Genomic DNA, 16,716 nt, shown 5'->3' with positions numbered 1-16,716 from the left:
GATTCTTATTCTGGCTTATTTTATGCTTTCCTAAAGTGTGGCAACCATTGCAGTATAAATTGCTACTACAATTCAAATTAATGACCTTCAAGGATATAAGTCATGATAAAAAAGATTAGAAACGTAGTTTTAGGTAGTACTCTAGTAATAATGAGCTCTGCCGCTTTTGCTGCGCCAATTACTTATATTGGTGCAGATGATGCTGTAAGCTCCATTGCACAAATGGTTAATTCCAATGCGGCAGCTGCTGATTTTCTCAATGTCACAGGAAATATAGGTGTATATGATTTTGAGTCTGCCATTCCAGCAAATTTGACCATCACTGGCGGTACGACTGTTAATACTAATTGTGGATCCTTATGTGGTTTTAATACCACTGCTGGCGGTTCTTTCTGGCGTGAAGTTGTAGGTGGTTCTGTCACTTTTACATTTGTAAATCCAGTTGATGCCTTTGGCTTTTTTGTTAATGGTTTACAAACCGATCTTGTACCACAACAAACCATAGAGTATGTCGATGGCTCACTATCTCAGCAAATTATCAATATGCCGTCGTCTACCGGTGGTGGCGGTGCGTTTATTGGTTTTATTGACTTCGGTCAGCTGATCTCAAGTGTTACTTTTAATGCCACAAGCGATATTTTAGGGTTTGATGATCTCCGCTTCGGTCGCTCTCAAAATGATCCGGGTGATCCTAATGGTATTCCGGCACCTGCGACTTTATTGCTATTTGTAGCTGGTCTATTGGGCTTGAGGTTACGAAGCCGCAAGTAAATGGTTTACGCTGTAGATTAGTCAGCCGCCATCTTTAAATATAAAAATCGATAAACCGTGTTTATCGATTTTTTTATGCCGTAACGAAACTGTCCAATATTTTCAATCCCACCCGTAAAATACACCTGCTCAATTTTTCAATTTGTTTGGCTTACAGCAACCTCACTCTTATATCCCTTTACAATAAAGGGGATGGGGCATCCGACTTAGATAAATTCATTCGGCATGCTTTGTGCTTAGACTAGTACTAAGTACGGTATTTTTTTGAATTAAGAAAATACGCATTGAACGGTTTTTAGGTAAATGGAGATGTATATGAAAAAATCAATTGTGGCTCTTTCTGTGTCGTTTCTTATCGTATCTGGTTGCGCTAGTAACGCCAGCAATACGCAAAAAGGAGCTGGAATAGGCGCTGTTATAGGTGCAATCGCAGGTAAAGGTACAGGCGATAACGATAAAAGTCGTTACGTCTGGGGGGCGGCCTTGGGCGCACTTGCTGGCGGTGCAATTGGTGCCTACATGGATAAACAAGAAGAGGAATTTCGAAAGGAGTTGAGCAACAGTGGTGTGGAGGTGTATCGAGAAGGGGACACTATTAGATTGTCTATTCCTGGCAATATTACCTTCGCCACAGGTAAAGCTAACATAGTGACTGATTTTTACCCGGTATTGAATGATGTTGCTAAAGTATTAAACCGCTATGAAAAAACCAAGCTAAGTATCGAGGGCCATACTGACTCGGTAGGTGACGCAGACTATAACCAAACACTGTCCACTCAGCGTGCTAATAGTGTTGCGGCTTACCTTGAATCAACTGGCACTGCTTCAGCTCGACTACAAACCCTTGGCTTTGGTGAATCTCAACCCGTGGCATCAAATGATACTGCGCAAGGTCGTCAGCAAAACAGACGTGTAGAATTACGTGTGCTGCCATTAAAAGGCTAGCCTTTTTACTCAGGGGCTGCAGTGTTATTCTGTGCCCCTGTTAATCCTACTGTTGTTAAAGAACTGTGTATCTAGACAAAAACTGGCGAGTGCTTACCATTGGTGATGGTGATCTCTCGTTTTCACTCAGCCTGTTCAAAGATCAGGGCATCGAACATCTGAGTGCTAGCGTTCTCGATGAAAAAGACACCTTAAACTGCAAATACGCTATTAATGCCATCACCTCTTTACAACGTTATAGTATCCCCTTGTTTTTTGGGCTTGACGTTACCAATCCAGATAGCTTCAGCACCAAGCTAAGGCAACAATTTGATCTCATTATCTTTCAGTTTCCACTGATCCCGCAATACAGAAATCTGCAAGCCTACGAGCACAATCGACACCTTGGTAACAATGTTTTGAATCGGCAACTACTGTGTCAATTTTTAGATCAGAGCTTCAACTACTTTTGCGATCCATCTGGTGCAGGGTTAGCTTATATCACGTCGAAAAATGTAAAACCTTATAGCCACTGGAATATTGAGAATTTATACGATAAACAAAACGCCCACTACCTTGGTGAAATGCCTTTTAACATAGAGGATTTTCCACGATATCAATTGCGAAATGTGGATAGAGACAAAGTGGTTAAAAGCACCCAGTCAACGACCTATGTGTGGGGTACAAATCCGCCCGCTGAGTTACAATCACAATTAAAGCAATCGATTAAACACCTACCGGATCATTGCAATCTGTGTGGCAAAGGGCCCTTTGATAGTGAATCGCAGCGCGCTGCTCATCAACAGTCGGCAATGCATCTAAAGTTGAGCAACTATGAAATGGCATGGCAAGAGGCAAAAGCCAAGGGCTTAGTAAATTGATAGCTTCTACAAAGTGAGGCTAGCGAGTCCAAAGCTTAACAATGAGCTCAACCATCACCAAGCTGAGATAGGAAAAATAAGAGAGTGATTGATTCTGAAGAAAAAATGAAGATGCTGACTGAACAAGAGTACTTTCCCAGTAACAAGCAATTGCAACAAGAGCGCATGCACGCCAAAACAATTTGTCATCAATTTAATCAATTGCCGCCGACAGATGTTAAAGCGGGAATGAAATTGCTCAAAGGCTTATTTGGACAATCTCGGTACTTTTGGATTGAGCCGCAATTCTATTGTGACTATGGCTACAATATCTCTATCGGCAAAGGCTTTTACGCAAATCATGGCTGTGTGATTTTAGATGCCGCGCCGGTGTCCATTGGTGATGATGTTTTACTTGCCCCTGGCGTGTTGATCTCAACGGCGACGCACCCGCTAGATCCCCAAAAACGTCGAAAAGGCATTGAGATAGCCCATCCAATTACCATTGGAAATAATGTGTGGGTTGGCATGGGAGCGAAAATATTGCCCGGTGTGACTATCGGTAATAATGCTGTTATAGGGGCAGGGGCAGTCGTCACCAAAAATGTCGAGGCTGATGTCGTTGTTGCCGGCGTGCCAGCAGTACCCATTAACTGAAATTTAAGCTTCAATGCTTAGCCCATTTTCTAGCCATTAAATTTTCGTATTGAAGACAGCTTAAGGAGCATTAGGACGCGGTTTCGAATGGTTTAATGTTGACGCCTAACTTAAACGGAGGTTACCTAATCTTTACTCAACCTAACAGGCTATGGCAAGATAGTTTCTGTCTGATTAAATCATTATGGAGTTAGTATGGCGTCTCAGTCTAGCTGGACAATGCGTGCCCTTGATAAAGTAGAAAGAGTAGGTAATAAACTACCCGATCCGGCTATCATTTTTGCATTTTGTTTGTTTACCGTGTGGATCCTTTCCGCCATTTTCTCAAACTTTACGTTTTCTGCGATAGACCCCAGAAATGGTGAGGCTGTGGTAGTCAACAATCTGTTAACTGGCGAAAACCTCGCGGATTTCTTGTCTAGAATGGTGACTATTTTCACCGGATTTGCGCCCTTAGGTGTGGTACTTGTGGCCATGCTAGGTGTTGGCGTTGCCGAACACTCTGGGTTCATCAGTGCAGGACTAAAGCGTATTTTGGACCGCACGCCAAAGTCTATGTTGACGCCTATGGTTGTGCTAGTTGCTATCATAAGCCATACCGCCACCGATGCGGGTTATGTGTTAGTGATCCCGCTAGCAGGGGTGATTTTCTATGCCATGGGGCGACACCCATTGGCTGGTATTGCTGCCGCGTTTGCGGGGGTAAGCGGTGGGTTTTGTGCCAACTTCATTCCAAGCGCCATCGATCCACTGTTGCAAAGTTTTACCCAAAGTGCAGCGCAATTAATTGATCCAGCGATTCAAATCAATCCGCTCAACAATTGGTTTTTTAATTCGGCATCCACTCTGCTCATTGTCGGTATAGGTTGGTATTTAACTGACAAAGTCGTTGAGCCACGCTTAAAGGACGTTGAGGTTGACGGTGATCCTGCTGAGATCCCTAAGTTTGATGAGTTAACACAAAGGCAAGCAAAAGCGCTTCGCTATGCATCTCTAACCATGCTAGCAGGCATTGTTGCCTTGGTTGCGATTTTATTGCCTGAATCGTCTCCAATGCGTGCGCCTGATGGTCAGCTTACCTCCTTTGCCGCACCCGTAATGCAATCTATTGTGCCCTTGATATTCTTACTGTTCCTGCTGCCTGGTGTTGTTTATGGCTTTATGTCAGGCACTTTTTCCAGTACCAAAGACATGATTGATACCATGACCAAGGCCATGCAAGGCATGAGTTATTATATTGTGATGGCTTTTTTCTGTGCGTTATTTATCGACGCTTTTGGTAAGTCTAACTTGGGTGCTTTGCTTGCTATTGAAGGCGCTCAATTGCTTAAATCTCTTGCGCTTCCAAGCATGGTAACTATTGTCGGAATCATCTTCTTAACCGCGTTCGTCAATTTATTTGTAGGCTCATCCTCAGCAAAATGGGCCTTGCTCGGACCTATATTTGTGCCCATGCTAATGCAACTGAACATCTCTCCTGATCTAACTCAGGCGGCTTATCGGTTAGGGGATTCTTCGTCGAATATTATCACTCCTTTAATGCCCTATTTTCCGTTAGTGGTGGTCTATTGCCAACGTTATGTGAGATCAACGGGGATAGGGACGTTATTGTCGATGATGCTACCGTTTACCATTACCATTTTGATTTTATGGACGCTATTTCTATTAGGTTATTGGGCATTAGGAATTCCACTTGGAATACAAGCTAGTTATGTTTATCCCGCAGGCTAAGAGAGGAGTAAGAATTTCGCTAGCTTTCACCTTAACTGCTGAATATGTCAGTTAAACCCGAGCTATTAGAAGCACTAGAAGAAATATTCGTAATACAGCGACAGTCGCTTAGCGAGTACAATTTGATTGGCCTGTTGCAACGGGAGCCATACTGGTTATTGGCACCCGAAGCTTTGCGTGAATCATTAGCATTGTTCCAATGCCACTTTGTGTTATTTCATCACCTTTATATGTTGCAAGATAGATGCTTTGCACGCGGACTTGGTGTGTTAACCATCCATGCTACCGGTATTTCGCTTTCAGAATCGGAACATGAGCTCAGCAAACAGGCGTTAATGCAAGACGACCCCATGCGTGCTTACTACTTGGATTGGACTCACTTTGATAATACTCAGAAGCAAGATGTGGATAAGTTAATTGATTCTTTCTGGAAAAGTATGGATCGATTTAGCCCCGTAAATGACGATGATAAACGACGTGCATTGGCCCTGTTTTCGTTACCTGAAAGCTATGATTTAAAACAACTTAAAGCGCAATACCGAAACCTTCAGCACCAATGCCATCCTGACAAAGGCGGCACTGTGCAACAAAGCCAAGAACTGCAGATGGCGTTTAATCTGTTGAAGAAAGCATTAAATTGAACCTAACCTGAAGATGCTTGCGCTTGTAAGTGTCTTACTTAGGGTAAAGGTTGTTTTTGATGCAAGAAGTCGACAAAAAAATCTTCTTCTAAGGGTTTACTGTACCAATAGCCCTGAATTTCATCGCAGCCTATGCTTTTCAGACTATCCAATTGTGATTGGTTTTCCACCCCTTCGGCAATCAACGTGATGCCGAGGTTTTTGCCTAAATTCACTATGGTTCTGACAATTGATTGATCCGCAGGATCGGTGTGCATGTTGCGAACAAACGACTGGTCGATCTTTATCTTATCAATCGGGAAGTCTTTTAAGTAGCTTAAACTCGAATAGCCAGTACCAAAGTCGTCGATAGCTAACTTCACTCCCATTTTTCTTAATTTTTGCAGAGAATCTAATGTACCGTAATCGTTGTTAAACAAGACGCCTTCGGTGATCTCTAACTCTAAATTATGAGCCGGTAAACCACTATCGCTAAGTGCGGCAACGACTTTATCGACGAAGTTTGGCGCAGTAAACTGTTTAGGAGAAATGTTCACTGCGGTGACCAGCTCCGTATAGCCCAACTTAACTAAGTGCTGAGCTTTGATACATGCTTGAGCGAGGATCCAATCTCCCAGTTGCAAAATGAACCCTGAGCGTTCAGCCAAGGGAATAAGCTCGGCGGGTTGGATCCATTGTCCATCGAGTTGCCAGCGAAGAAGCACTTCTGCCCCAATGATGTTGTTTTTGAGTAGTGACAATTGTGGTTGAAAGTAGAGTTGAAAATGTTGCGCTTCAAGTGCTTTGCGCATTGCAATATGAAGTGTATTTTGCCGGGCGATGGTTTCACCGAGTTGGTCATCAAAAATGAGATAGTCTGAATGCGCTAAACTTGCCGAGGTATCAAGTGCGATACGGGTATTGCGTTTGATGGCTTCTAAGTTATCGCCATCTTTGGGAAAACTTGCGAATCCAAAATCCAGCTCTACATGGTGCTGATCGGTAAACTGAGTAAATTTAATTGCCTTATTGATACTAGTGACCAGATCAGCCACGGTTTCTTCACATTCTGTTTTGGGGATGAGCACCGCAAAGTTCTTATCTCCAATATGGAACAGCCTGATATTATCTGGCATGTCATGGCAGACCTTATCTAACACCGCGGCTAATTCCATAATGACTTGCTGGCTTTTGTTAAAGGCATTGTCTGCCAGTAGCCGACTAAAAGAGCGAATTTCGATTTGACCATGAGTAAATGGCTCGCCGAGTTTAACCCATTGCGCAACAACCTCATTAAATCGGTATTGATTTTCCAGGCTGGTTTGAGGGTGATGATAAGCCTGAAATTGCACTTTTAATTCTGTGTTTTTGCGTACCGTAATATCTTGAAGATACAAATACCAATTAGCTGATTTATTAAGCCAATATAATTCGCATTCTACTAACTTATTGCCTAATGCGTACTCGAAAACCAGATAGGGTTTTGAATTATCGAGCAGTACTGATTGCATTCTTTGCAAATTATTTGGTAGCAGGCTTTTTGTGTTAGTTTGTTCGATATTCAAACTGGCCAGCAACTGTTGTGCAGCCCGATTGTGATAGGTTGAGCGATTTTCTTTGTCTAAGATAATTATTGGATTACGGGAATGCTCTAACAATTGCCACATGCTGCTATTTAGTTGCTTGCTCCCACGATTGACAAACAACAGAGTTAAACCAATAGAGGTGACTATTATTATCAGTAATGCCAGCGCGAAAATTAATCCATGAATGCGTAATGCGCCTGTTTGGGTGTGTAATTCGATTTGCTGAATTTGAGCTGGTTTGCTAACAATAGTGGCTGGCAAGGTTATCGTTAATCTTGGTACTAGTTGGTATGGAAACGCTCGTTTTAGTAATAACGTAGCGAATGACGTTGCCAAATGGGCCTGCCAGTTATTGTTAGTGCGTTGACTGTTGCTCAATATGGCTAACTGAATATTTAGCTGTGACGGGAGAGGTGCCTCAGTTTGTATTAACGCTAGCGAATCATTTGCCTTAATTAGCTTATCAGCGAGTTTGTCGGTAAATGGCTCTGCAATGCTATTTAAGGAAGCATTAACAGGAGATATCATTAGACCAAAAATGAGAAACAATACTCCAGCAATCGTCACCTTTGTGACAATATCCCTTGGTGGTTTCTCCGACATGGCATTGATTCCTATCTGCGTGTTTCCGTTCCCCTTTAAAAATAAACCATAGAGGCTAGAACGTCGAGTTTTAGCTTATTTTTTAACCTAAATTAAATGAATTAATATACTTGTTGTAACTGACTTTAAAGGCTGGTAAAAAGTCAAGTCAGCCGCTGTAAAAAGGTTTATTTTAACTGTAACATATAATTTACAATTGTCTGGGCATATCCCGTCGTGTCGCAGTCGATTGTTATCCAATTAGAGAGAAGTATGCTTAAAGATCCCGTTAATAACGTTCACGTTAGTTCCGAACAAGTCATTATTACGCCAGAACAACTGGCAAAAGAGTTGCCAGTAAATGATAAGGCCTTAAAAGTGATAGAAGCGTCGCGTCAGGTCATCGCCGATATCATTCATCGACGAGATCATCGGTTGCTGGTTATCGCAGGTCCATGTTCGATACACGATATTGAGTCAGCCAAGGAATATGCGCTGAAATTAAAAGAGCTGCATGAGTCATGTAAGGATACTTTATATATTGTTATGCGAGTCTACTTTGAAAAGCCACGTACCACAGTAGGGTGGAAGGGCCTTATCAATGATCCCCATCTTGACGGCACGTTCGATATTGAAGCTGGATTGCGAAAAGCCAGAGAGTTGCTGATTTGGTTGGCAGAATTAGAGCTTCCGATTGCCACCGAAGCACTTGATCCCATTAGTCCACAATATTTGGCTGAGTTGTTTAGTTGGTCTGCGATAGGCGCAAGAACCTCAGAATCACAAACTCACCGTGAAATGGCAAGTGGTCTGTCAATGCCTGTAGGATTTAAAAACGGTACCGATGGGAGTCTAGGTAACGCCATCAACGCACTGCAATCAGCCGCCTCCGGTCACAGCTTTATGGGCATTAATAAAATTGGTCAGGTGAGCGTGATCAAAACTCAGGGTAATCCTGATGGACACATCATTTTGCGCGGTGGCAAACAACCAAATTATGATTCGGTTTGTGTGTCAGACTGTGAAGTTGAATTGAGTAAAGCCAATCTTTCTGCTGGATTGGTAGTCGATTGTAGCCATGCCAATTCGAGTAAAGACTATCGTCGTCAACCGTTAGTGGCGAAAAATGTGGTCAATCAAATACTCGAGGGCAACCAGTCTATCATTGGTATCATGCTAGAAAGTCATTTGAACGCAGGTAATCAATCCAGTGACGGAAAACGTTTAGATGAGCTAGACTATGGCGTATCTATTACAGACGGTTGTATTAACTGGCAAGACACCGATGACTTGATCAATCAATCCAGAGAAAAACTCATCACTGTATTGCCAATGCGCCTCAATAAATTAAAAGATTCAGCATAAGGTATTACTATGCCCGAAACGCCACTCTCCTTGGACGAATTGCGCCAGCAAATCGATTGTCTAGATAGCCAGTTGGTAGATATTTTAGCAAAACGCGCCAAGCTGACTACCCAAGTTGGAGAATATAAAAGTCGTACGGGCATGCCCATTTACGTGCCCAGTCGCGAAGCTGAATTAATCGCTAAACGGCGAGAGGAAGCTGAAAATAAAGGGGTTTCCGCTAGCCTCATCGAAGATTTATTGCGGCGTATAATGCGCGAGTCTTATCAAACCCAAAATAGTCAGTATTTGTGCGTCGCCCCGCAAGTAAAAAAGATCATAGTCGTAGGTGGCCGAGGTGCCTTGGGGCGCATATTTGTTGATATGTTCTCACGCAGTGGATACTCAGTGGACATTCTTGAGCAACATGATTGGGACAATGCGCAAAATATCTTGGCAGACAGCGATTTAGTTTTAGTTGCTGTACCGATCAAAATGACCGAATCCATAATCGAAAAATTAGCCCCCATGCTGCCCAAGCATTGCGTGTTAGCCGATGTCACCAGTACCAAACAAAAACCGTTAGATGCGATGTTAAAATATCACAGCGGTCCAGTAGTAGGGCTGCATCCCATGTTTGGTCCGGATATTGTTAGTTTAGTGAAACAGGTAGTTGTGGTGTGCGAGGGAAGGCAAGCCCAAAGCTACCAATGGTTAGTGGAACAAATACGAGTATGGGGAGCGATAGTGCAAACCAGCAGTGCCAAGCAACACGATGATGCAATGGCATTTATTCAAGTCATGCGGCACTTTAGTAGTTTTGTTTATGGTGCTCATTTAGCCGGTGAAGATCCCGATCTTGAGCTATTAGTGGCCTTTAGTTCCCCAATTTATCGCTTGGAGCTTGCGATGGTGGGCAGGCTATTTGCCCAAGATCCAGAGCTTTATGCCGATATCATTTTTAATAACGCTGAAAGTATCAATTTATTGAAACGTTTTCGAGACCGCTTCGATTGTGCACTGGAATTGCTCGAAACGGGTAACAAAGGTGAATTTGTTAAACAGTTTTTCACCATTGGCCACTGGTTTGGGCCCTACGCCAAACAATGTTTGGTAAGTAGCAAAAAACTGTTACTCAAAGCCGACGATGACCGAGTACTGAAATCGCAATAACAGCTAAGATGCAGATTTAATCAGCAAGCGCGTTAACGGCAGCGACTTTAGTAGGGCTAATTTCTTCACTGGGGTAACAGCCAAGAACTTTGAAATAACGGGTGGTCGCCTGTAATTCCTCTAGCGCCTGTTGCATAGGCCCATCTTGCACGTTGCCTTCTACATCAATGTAAAACATTTCTTCCCACGGGTTGCCAGTGATAGGGCGTGATTCAAGCTTGGTCATATTGATATTGTTATTTTTGAGCACTAACAAAGCTTCTACCAAAGCACCGGGCTTTTGTACCGTAGACATTACCAATGCCGTTTTAGCCGGAACCTGCAAAGGCACTTTTACCGCGTTTCGGGCAACCACAATAAAACGGCTGTGATTTTCTTTCTGATTGGCTAAATTGGATTTTATTGCCGTTAAGCCATATAAGGCACCGCCTGCTTCGCTGCCTATAGCGGCTACGGACTTGCTGGCCAACTCATTGACCGTAATCATCGCAGCTGAGGTACTGTCGCAAGGTTTAACTTCGACATTGCCAAGCTCAGCCAAAAAGTGACTGCATTGGGCAAAAACCTGTGGGTGTGCATAGAGTGTGCGAATGTGACTTAGCTCAGTGTCAGCTCCAACCAACATTGCATGTTTTATTGGATGGGTTAATTCACCGATAACAGATAGGCTAGTGTGCTGCAGCTGATCATAGACTTCGTTGATACTGCCTGAAGAGGTATTTTCAATCGGCAAAACCGCATAGTCAGCTTCGTTGGTTTCCACTTTTTTGATGATCTCAGAAAAGCTTTTACAACCAATTTCCATCAATTCGCCCGGGCGTCTAGAAAAATATTTTTGGGTTGCTAAATAACTGTATGAACCGCGATCACCTAGAAAGGCAACTCGATTTAACGGTAAGCTGCTGCCCGGATTAGCTCTATCAGCCAACAGGGCTTGTTGGTTTAGCACCGAGTCTTCTATGATGACGTGAAATATTTGCGTCACATAGTGAGGATCGAGTCCGTATTCCTGACCTTTTTTAATTAAGCGGATCAGTAATTGCTCTTCACGAGTGTGATCGCGAACCGGTATGTGATTACGAATTTTAGTTTCTGCGACACTATTAGTGAATTGCTGTCGTTGCGCCAATAGGCTCAATAACTCACTGTCTAAAGCCGTTATTTTTTCTCTTAATTGTTGTAATTCCTGAGTCGACATTTTGCTCACTTTCATCGCTTTAAAAGCACAAAACCTCCAGTAGTAGGAGGTTTTGCGGAAGTGTTAGACACTCAACGCTGACCTCCATTATGGGGGCGTAAAAAACATAAACAGTGCGTTGGGTACTTGATACATGACTTGAATCTATAAATTCGAGCCTAGCTTGTCAATCATTAGTTGAAAAAATACCGCCTACCCGCTAATACGGGCACAAAAGCCGGTTTTTTCTGGTGGTCAGAGAAGCTCGATAGTGCCTTAACTGCCCAGTAAGGTTGCGAGCATTCGACGCACTTCATTGGCTTCGAATGGTTTGTCACACAAGGCGTTAACCCCAGTTTGCTGAATATTTGCCATATGTGCACTGTCTGCGGCTTCTGAGGTCACCATAATAATCGGGATGTGCGAGGTTTGTGGGTTAAAGCGAATGAATTCGGAAAGCTCACGTCCGTCCATTTCTGGCATGTTGTAGTCAGTGACAACCAAATTAAAGGTATCGTCTTTTAAATAGGTAAGGGCCATTGCGCCATTTTCAGCTTCCTGAATGTGCTTTAGTCCCATGCCTTCTAAAACACGCCTGATGTGATTTCTGGCAAGTTTGCTATCGTCAACCAATAACACGCGTACGGCTTGAATATCAAAGGTATCAAGATCGAGCTCTTCGGTGTTAATCAAATCCAATGTGGCATTGAGAGCACGGGATAAATGTACGGGTTTGAAAGGTTTGGGCAATATTGCTGCAACACCTGCTTGTTTAAATTCTTCTAATTTAACAACTCGGTTTTCGCTACTCACCAACATAAAGGGAATCGATGCGGTTTCTTCATTGCTTTTAATGTGCTTAAGTAAATCGATGCCTGTGCCATCGGCAAAATACATCGCGCTTACCACTACATCACTGCCGTGAGCTTGTAGTGCTGCTTTAGCTTCTTCCAGCGTCGAAACTGCATCTACCTCGCCGACTTTTTCTTTAATCAGTAATGAGGTAATAATTTTACGTTGCGTATCAGAGGGTTCTATTAGCAATACGTTGAGTTCAGACAGTGGAATATGGTTCATAAGGTTTCCTAGTTAATGTGAAACAGCCGCGCATGGAGAGAGGTTTGCTTATCCCCCTGCCAATTTAACCTTAAAGCCGCTAGCTTCTAATTTTAGTTTGATCTTTTCCCTGTTGTCGCCCTGTATCTCAATCACTCCCTGTTTAACCGCACCTCCAGTGCCACACATCTTTTTTAGATCGGTACACAGCTTTTTCAGCTCATCAGGGCTCAAGTCCAACCCATCTACTAAGGTTACGCCTTTTCCTTTCCTGCCTTTGGTTTCACGTCGGATCCTGACGATCCCGTCTTTTGACGCTGCGCGCTTTGGCTCTGGCTTTGCTGCATTTATTCGTCCAAGGCCCGTGCTATATACAAGATTGTTATCGTTCATAATGGTTAAGATATGCTACGAATCGATTAGTCATGTATGGGATAATACCGCACATAAACTTGATTGAAATAGTGTTCAATATAATAATTTGTCAAATCACATCAATCTTAGCTAGTTTTTTGCCCATCATTGATAAAAATGGTTGCCAAAAATCCCTTATGTGCCAAAGTATAACAGATTGAATGATAAACAAATGATGGAGAAATCAATGAGCTTGGAAACCCAACTTTCCACAGATGAGAAAATCTTGACAATTCACATGGAAGAGAAATTTGATTTTGGTAAAGTTCAGGATTTTCGGGACGCTTATTTAAATGTACCAGATTCGGTAGATACGATAGTAGTCGACCTGGCGAATACTGAATATATGGATAGTTCTGCTTTAGGCATGCTGCTGAATATGCAAAAAACCATGGCTGACAGAATCGGTCAGTTTAGAATCGTTCATAGTCGTCCACAAGTGGCCAAGATCCTCAAAATATCCCGCTTCGACAAAAAATTTGATATGAGCTAAGCCGAGCATTTCCCGTGCGAATTCTGGTTATCGATGACGAATCGCTGAACCGATTCTTACTTATCCACATGTTGGAGGAAGCTGGTTACACCGATTGTTTTGAAGCGGAAACCGGTCGTGAAGCACTGCAACTAGCGAAAAAAATCAAGCCAGACCTGATCCTGCTTGATGTGATCATGCCCGACACAGATGGCTATGAAATAGCCCCGCTTTTGAAAAAAATGGCGGGTGATATCTACTTACCCATAATTTTCATCACGGCCATGGACGACCAAGTTGCTTTAGCTCGATGTCTAGAGGTCGGTGGGGACGACTTTACCTCCAAACCTTTTGACAAAATCATACTTACTGCCAAGATTCGAGCACATGCCAGAACCCGCTTGTTAAGCAAACGTGCCTATGTTCAAAACAAAGAATTAAATTATTTTCGTAATGGTGTTGAAAGAGAGCATGCCATTGTCGAGCATATTTTCGCGAATGCGTTAAATATTAACAAATCTGTTGCCCATTTTTTTGATTATAGATTAGCACCAGCAAGTAATTTTAATGGTGATCTATTTCTTGTTGAACCCAGCCCATCAGGCGGCATGTATTTTTTGATGGGGGATTTTACGGGTCACGGTCTCGCCTCGGCAATAGGTGCATTACCGGTCGCCAAAGCATTCCAAGCAATGGCTGAAAAAGGATTGTCAGTGGCCGAGATGGCCTCCACGATAAACCATACTTTGTTGTCATTATTGCCCGGTGATATGTTTTTTGCTGCGGTCCTAACCGAAATTTCTAGTAGCGGTCGACAATTTAGTGTGTGGAATGGCGGTATGCCTGATCTCACCGTAATTTCCAAAGAAGGGGAAGTTACCAAACGTTTTTGTTCACAACACATGGCACTGGGTATTTTAGAGCCGCATGAGTTTGAAGAAAATGTAGAACATCATGATGCTAATTTTGGCGATCGAATGATTGGCTACTCTGATGGGGTGATTGAATTAACTAACATCGAAGAAGAGATGCTAGGCGAAGAAGCGGTAATGCATTGGTTGTCCGAGGACCCAAGTATTCCAGTTGAGGACATCAGCCATAAAGTTGAAAAATTTCGAGGCAAAGCACAACAGCTCGATGATATCACTTTCGTATCTTATACCTGTCAGAGTCTAGATGAGCTAAAACCTGAATATTCCGTAACCCAATTGCCTTTTGAAATTGTGGTGGAGATGGATGTGGAGAAGCTAAAATCCTTTGATCCCACATTCGAGTTAGTGGTGATGGTGTGCAGTCAACTGGGCATGCAGAGTGTTCGTTCCGATCTATCAACCGTATTGAGTGAGCTGTTTAATAATTCGCTTGATCATGGGATCTTACGTTTAGATTCAACCGTAAAAAGAACCACCGATGGCTTTTTTGAGTACTTTGAGCAGCGCGTTGAACGGTTGGCTGTATTAGAGCAAGGCCACATTAGTATTAAAGTGCAATTTGAACCAACAACACATACGCTCACCGTCACCGTGAGTGATTCTGGTGACGGTTTTGATTACGAACATATAGCCGTTAGCAATGATAACGAAGCATTTGGCCGCGGCCTTCCGCTGATTCGTGAACTATGTAGCGACTTAACATATTATGAGGGCGGTACGGTCGCGAAGGCCACCTTCCATTTAAACATTTGAGTAAATTACGTGAATATTAGACGGGCTGAACAACAAGACTTAACGGCATTGGTTGAGTTTAATCAAGCAATGGCAATGGAAACAGAAAACAAGCAGCTGGATCAGCAAACCCTTACCGCAGGGGTGAGGGCATTGCTTGAAGACAGCAATAAAGGATTTTACTTGGTCGCTGAGCTACAAGATAAACAAATCGCCGGCAGTTTAATGGTGACCTATGAATGGAGTGATTGGCGCAACAGCCAGTTTTGGTGGATCCAAAGTGTTTATGTTAAACCGCAAAATCGCCGCACAGGTGTTTATGCAGGCTTATATAACAAGGTTAAAGAACTTGCTAGCGAAACGAGTGGCGTCTGTGGCTTCCGTTTATACGTTGAAAAAGATAACTTGATAGCCCAACGCACATACGAGTCTCTGGGTATGCATTCAAGTCATTACTATATGTACGAGACAGAGGAATAAGCCTCAAAGTGGTAGATATTTGACCTGCTAAATGGCTCTCAATTCAGAGCATCCACCTAATTCAGATCCAATCTTACATTCAAATTTCTAATTGCTATTGAGAATTATTATCAATAGCGTTAAGATTTGGCTACAATTCACTAATCCGTTATGGCTATGATAAAGACAGTAAAATTTTTCGTAATTGCGGCAATTTCAATATCTGCATGTATGGTCAACGCAGCAGAAGTTAACGTGTATTCTGCGCGTAAAGAAGCCCTGATCAAACCTGCACTGGATGACTTTGCAAAACAAACCGGTATTCAAGTGAACTTAATCACCGGAAACGCTGATGCATTGATAAGCCGCATCAAAAGTGAAGGGAAATTCAGCCCTGCAGATATATTGTTGACCACCGATGCTGGTCGCTTGGTTAGAGCAAAACAGCTGGGATTAACTCAAGGCTATACCTCAGACACGGTTAAAAATGTGGTCCCTAGCGCGCTTCGCGATACGCAAGGACATTGGTTTGCTTTGACTATGAGGGCGCGTCCAATCATGGTCATCAAAGGGTCGCAACAAGCAACTCAACAAATAGATTATGAAACACTCGCAAAGCCTGATTTAAACGGCAAAGTGTGCGTGCGATCTTCATCTAATATCTACAATCAATCAATGCTATCTGCTCGTATTCATCAGTTAGGTGCGGAGTCAACCGAACAGTTTGTCAAAGGTCTAGTGCGCAATTTTGCAAGACCGCCTAAAGGGGGAGATAGAGATCAGATTAAAGCAATGGTTGCAGGTCAATGCCAGTATGCTATTGCCAATACGTATTATTTAGCGGGTATGCTAGAAAGCAACGATCCAGCGGAAGTGAAAGTGGCCGAACAGGTCAAAGTCTTATGGCCAAATCAAGACAATCGTGGCACACATGTGAACATCTCTGGCGCGGCATTAATGCAATATGCACCCAACACAGAAGCAGCTAAGCAATTATTGGACTTCTTATTGAGCGAGAAGAGTCAGTCGTGGTATGCCGAAGTGAACCATGAATATCCAGTGCGTGATGGCGTGGCTTGGAGTCAAGTTCTAACAGACATGGGCCAATTTAAAAGTGAAGTTGTGCCACTTGAAAAAGTTGGTGAACTTAACGCCGATGCCGTGAAATTGATGGATAGAGCTGGCTGGAAATAATTGTCACATTTTAATATTGCCGCAATGTCATT

The 16,716-nt window shown here is 43.0% G+C and carries 16 protein-coding genes; 12 read left to right on the top strand and 4 right to left on the bottom strand.

The features are described 5' to 3' along the window. Positions 1 to 102: 102 nt before the first annotated feature. The 6 genes from ABD036_RS03315 to ABD036_RS03290 all read left to right on the top strand — a co-directional run bounded on the left by ABD036_RS03315 (position 103) and on the right by ABD036_RS03290 (position 5,584). Positions 103 to 771: a PEP-CTERM sorting domain-containing protein gene (locus tag ABD036_RS03315; RefSeq protein ID WP_343856420.1), complete on the top strand. Its 669-nt coding sequence runs from the start codon at positions 103 to 105 to the stop codon at positions 769 to 771. Positions 772 to 1,086: 315 nt separating this feature from the next. Beyond that, positions 1,087 to 1,716 carry a YiaD family glycine zipper/OmpA-like lipoprotein gene (locus ABD036_RS03310; RefSeq protein WP_343856418.1) on the top strand — a complete coding sequence of 210 codons (630 nt, stop codon included), beginning with the start codon at positions 1,087 to 1,089 and terminating at the stop codon, positions 1,714 to 1,716. 65 nt (positions 1,717 to 1,781) lie between these two features. Continuing rightward, complete coding sequence (locus tag ABD036_RS03305; RefSeq protein ID WP_343856416.1) at positions 1,782 to 2,576, top strand: Rossmann-like fold-containing protein; 795 nt, start codon at positions 1,782 to 1,784, stop codon at positions 2,574 to 2,576. Between the two features lie 84 nt (positions 2,577 to 2,660). Continuing rightward, positions 2,661 to 3,212 (top strand): sugar O-acetyltransferase, encoded by a 552-nt coding sequence (locus tag ABD036_RS03300; protein ID WP_343856414.1) that lies wholly within the window; start codon positions 2,661 to 2,663, stop codon positions 3,210 to 3,212. A gap of 195 nt (positions 3,213 to 3,407) precedes the next feature. Continuing rightward, positions 3,408 to 4,943, top strand: coding sequence for an AbgT family transporter (locus ABD036_RS03295; protein WP_343856413.1), 1,536 nt, complete (start codon positions 3,408 to 3,410; stop codon positions 4,941 to 4,943). A gap of 44 nt (positions 4,944 to 4,987) precedes the next feature. After that, a complete protein-coding gene (locus ABD036_RS03290; protein WP_343856412.1) occupies positions 4,988 to 5,584 on the top strand; it encodes a DNA-J related domain-containing protein in 597 nt (198 codons plus the stop codon). Positions 5,585 to 5,622: 38 nt separating this feature from the next. Here the strand turns inward: ABD036_RS03290 and ABD036_RS03285 are convergent, their stop codons facing one another. Beyond that, positions 5,623 to 7,752 (bottom strand): sensor domain-containing protein, encoded by a 2,130-nt coding sequence (locus tag ABD036_RS03285; RefSeq protein WP_343856410.1) that lies wholly within the window; start codon positions 7,750 to 7,752, stop codon positions 5,623 to 5,625. 252 nt (positions 7,753 to 8,004) lie between these two features. Here ABD036_RS03285 and ABD036_RS03280 point away from each other — a divergent pair, with 252 nt between their 5' ends. Continuing rightward, the gene (locus ABD036_RS03280; RefSeq protein ID WP_343856409.1) at positions 8,005 to 9,096 is read left to right on the top strand and encodes a 3-deoxy-7-phosphoheptulonate synthase; all 1,092 of its coding nucleotides are present in this window, start codon (positions 8,005 to 8,007) and stop codon (positions 9,094 to 9,096) included. Between the two features lie 9 nt (positions 9,097 to 9,105). Next, on the top strand, positions 9,106 to 10,248 hold the full coding sequence (tyrA, locus tag ABD036_RS03275) for a bifunctional chorismate mutase/prephenate dehydrogenase (protein ID WP_343856408.1): 1,143 nt from the start codon (positions 9,106 to 9,108) through the stop codon (positions 10,246 to 10,248). Between the two features lie 16 nt (positions 10,249 to 10,264). On the opposite strand, the gene pheA is transcribed toward tyrA, so the two are convergent. From pheA to yciH, 3 genes are all read right to left on the bottom strand, one after another. Beyond that, a complete protein-coding gene (gene pheA / locus ABD036_RS03270) occupies positions 10,265 to 11,446 on the bottom strand; it encodes a prephenate dehydratase (protein WP_343856406.1) in 1,182 nt (393 codons plus the stop codon). A gap of 255 nt (positions 11,447 to 11,701) precedes the next feature. Continuing rightward, positions 11,702 to 12,502 carry a response regulator gene (locus ABD036_RS03265; protein ID WP_343856405.1) on the bottom strand — a complete coding sequence of 267 codons (801 nt, stop codon included), beginning with the start codon at positions 12,500 to 12,502 and terminating at the stop codon, positions 11,702 to 11,704. Positions 12,503 to 12,550: 48 nt separating this feature from the next. Next, positions 12,551 to 12,874: a stress response translation initiation inhibitor YciH gene (gene yciH, locus ABD036_RS03260; protein WP_343856404.1), complete on the bottom strand. Its 324-nt coding sequence runs from the start codon at positions 12,872 to 12,874 to the stop codon at positions 12,551 to 12,553. Positions 12,875 to 13,082: 208 nt separating this feature from the next. On the opposite strand from yciH, the gene ABD036_RS03255 reads away from it, so the two are divergent. The 4 genes from ABD036_RS03255 (at position 13,083) to ABD036_RS03240 (ending at position 16,684) form a co-directional block, all read left to right on the top strand. Beyond that, the gene (locus tag ABD036_RS03255; protein WP_343856403.1) at positions 13,083 to 13,388 is read left to right on the top strand and encodes an STAS domain-containing protein; all 306 of its coding nucleotides are present in this window, start codon (positions 13,083 to 13,085) and stop codon (positions 13,386 to 13,388) included. 14 nt (positions 13,389 to 13,402) lie between these two features. Next, positions 13,403 to 15,052 carry an ATP-binding SpoIIE family protein phosphatase gene (locus tag ABD036_RS03250; protein WP_343856402.1) on the top strand — a complete coding sequence of 550 codons (1,650 nt, stop codon included), beginning with the start codon at positions 13,403 to 13,405 and terminating at the stop codon, positions 15,050 to 15,052. 9 nt (positions 15,053 to 15,061) lie between these two features. Further along, entirely contained in the window at positions 15,062 to 15,511 is a 450-nt protein-coding gene (locus ABD036_RS03245) for a GNAT family N-acetyltransferase (protein WP_343856400.1), read from the top strand. Between the two features lie 156 nt (positions 15,512 to 15,667). Next, a complete protein-coding gene (locus tag ABD036_RS03240) occupies positions 15,668 to 16,684 on the top strand; it encodes an extracellular solute-binding protein (protein ID WP_343856398.1) in 1,017 nt (338 codons plus the stop codon). The last annotated feature ends 32 nt before the right edge of the window (positions 16,685 to 16,716 follow it).

This window comes from Aliiglaciecola litoralis (genome assembly GCF_039523355.1).
In the GTDB taxonomy this organism is placed as follows: domain Bacteria; phylum Pseudomonadota; class Gammaproteobacteria; order Enterobacterales; family Alteromonadaceae; genus Aliiglaciecola; species Aliiglaciecola litoralis.
The sequence above is the reverse complement of the archived record's forward strand: the minus strand, read 5'-3'. Positions and strand labels throughout refer to the sequence as shown.

Coding starts and splice junctions, on each gene's coding strand:
- ABD036_RS03290 (WP_343856412.1), top strand. CDS start 4,988: ATGTCAGTTAAACCCGAGCTATTAGAAGCACTAGAAGAAATATTCGTA.
- pheA (WP_343856406.1), bottom strand. CDS start 11,446: ATGTCGACTCAGGAATTACAACAATTAAGAGAAAAAATAACGGCTTTA.
- ABD036_RS03255 (WP_343856403.1), top strand. CDS start 13,083: ATGAGCTTGGAAACCCAACTTTCCACAGATGAGAAAATCTTGACAATT.
- ABD036_RS03310 (WP_343856418.1), top strand. CDS start 1,087: ATGAAAAAATCAATTGTGGCTCTTTCTGTGTCGTTTCTTATCGTATCT.
- tyrA (WP_343856408.1), top strand. CDS start 9,106: ATGCCCGAAACGCCACTCTCCTTGGACGAATTGCGCCAGCAAATCGAT.
- ABD036_RS03285 (WP_343856410.1), bottom strand. CDS start 7,752: ATGTCGGAGAAACCACCAAGGGATATTGTCACAAAGGTGACGATTGCT.
- ABD036_RS03315 (WP_343856420.1), top strand. CDS start 103: ATGATAAAAAAGATTAGAAACGTAGTTTTAGGTAGTACTCTAGTAATA.
- ABD036_RS03265 (WP_343856405.1), bottom strand. CDS start 12,502: ATGAACCATATTCCACTGTCTGAACTCAACGTATTGCTAATAGAACCC.
- yciH (WP_343856404.1), bottom strand. CDS start 12,874: ATGAACGATAACAATCTTGTATATAGCACGGGCCTTGGACGAATAAAT.
- ABD036_RS03280 (WP_343856409.1), top strand. CDS start 8,005: ATGCTTAAAGATCCCGTTAATAACGTTCACGTTAGTTCCGAACAAGTC.
- ABD036_RS03240 (WP_343856398.1), top strand. CDS start 15,668: ATGATAAAGACAGTAAAATTTTTCGTAATTGCGGCAATTTCAATATCT.
- ABD036_RS03295 (WP_343856413.1), top strand. CDS start 3,408: ATGGCGTCTCAGTCTAGCTGGACAATGCGTGCCCTTGATAAAGTAGAA.